3 protein-coding genes are annotated in these 1,060 nt (G+C 65.4%); all 3 read right to left on the bottom strand.

Annotated features, from left to right (window positions below; genetic code table 11):
• The coding region (locus U1769_RS25435; RefSeq protein ID WP_332720936.1) for a CinA family protein at positions 1 to 397 on the bottom strand (397 nt) is incomplete at its 3' end.
• On the bottom strand, positions 394 to 924 hold the full coding sequence (locus tag U1769_RS25440) for a hypothetical protein (protein ID WP_332720937.1): 531 nt from the start codon (positions 922 to 924) through the stop codon (positions 394 to 396). The genes U1769_RS25435 and U1769_RS25440, both read right to left, overlap by 4 nt.
• Positions 925 to 955: 31 nt before the next feature.
• Positions 956 to 1,060 (bottom strand): 2-C-methyl-D-erythritol 2,4-cyclodiphosphate synthase (locus tag U1769_RS25445; RefSeq protein ID WP_332720938.1); only part of this gene is annotated, 105 nt, incomplete at its 5' end.

Consider the following 1,060-nt stretch of genomic DNA (forward strand, 5'->3'; position numbering starts at 1 on the left):
CATTCTTTTCGGCGCGGGCGAAGACGACCGTGCCAACCGGCTTCTTCGCGGTGCCGCCAGCAGGGCCAGCGATACCGGTGATCGCCACCGCCACGTCTGCGCCGCTGACCTCCAACGCCCCCTGTGCCATTCGCCACGCCGTAGCGATCGAGACCGCGCCGAAGGTTTCAAGCATGTCGCTGCTGACCTTCAAATGCTTCATCTTGGCGTCGTTGGAATAGGTCACGAATCCGGCCGTCAGTATTTCGGACGATCCGGGAATCTCGGTCACCGCCGCGGCGACTAGGCCCCCGGTGCAGCTTTCGGCGATCGCGACGGTACGACCGGCGGCGCGGTTGGCCTCAACCACCTTGCGCGCGGCGTCAATGAGCTCTTTGGGAAGGAGGGTGTCTATCATCGCGGGCGGCCCATAGGGCATAAAGGCAGCCGTGGCCCGCGCTTTTCGTCATTCTGGCTGAGTTGCAGCAATGCGGCGAACACGGCGGCCAGATTGCGTGGGGGCAAGGGGGCCAAATTGGTGACGATTTTGTCGAGTCCGGGGCAATCGGCGGGCTTCACCTGTTGCGCGATGGCGGGGGCAAAGATCGCACGGACGGCGGGGATGGCGAATTGAGACTCGGCGATGGCCTCGCCGCCGGGGCCGAGCAATTTGCGAATACCGGCCTGTGCGGCTGGCATGGCAGGGGTGACCCCGGCATGGACGCGGGCCATGAAGGGGGCACTGGGCTGGCGCAGGAACGCGTGCGGGGGAAGTGCGGCGCAGACACGGCCCATCTCGCGAATCATGTCGGGCAGCATCACCTGAAACAGCGCCTGCGCTTCGGTTTCGTTGATGCAGGGCCGGGCGGTTTGCGCCGATGCAGCGGTAGAGGCGGCGAGGCCCGCCCAGAGCAGGGCGGCGGGGGCAAGACGGCAGATACGCATGAACTTCACTCCGGTACGCGGACAGTTTGCATTATAGGTCTGCCACGCGAACCGTGGCGACGGCCTGTGCCGCCATGCCTTCGCCACGGCCAGTAAAGCCGAGGCGTTCGGTGGTTGTGGCCTTAACGCTGACCTT

It is taken from the genome of Parasphingomonas zepuensis (assembly GCF_036663735.1).
Classification (GTDB): Bacteria; Pseudomonadota; Alphaproteobacteria; order Sphingomonadales; family Sphingomonadaceae; genus Sphingomonas.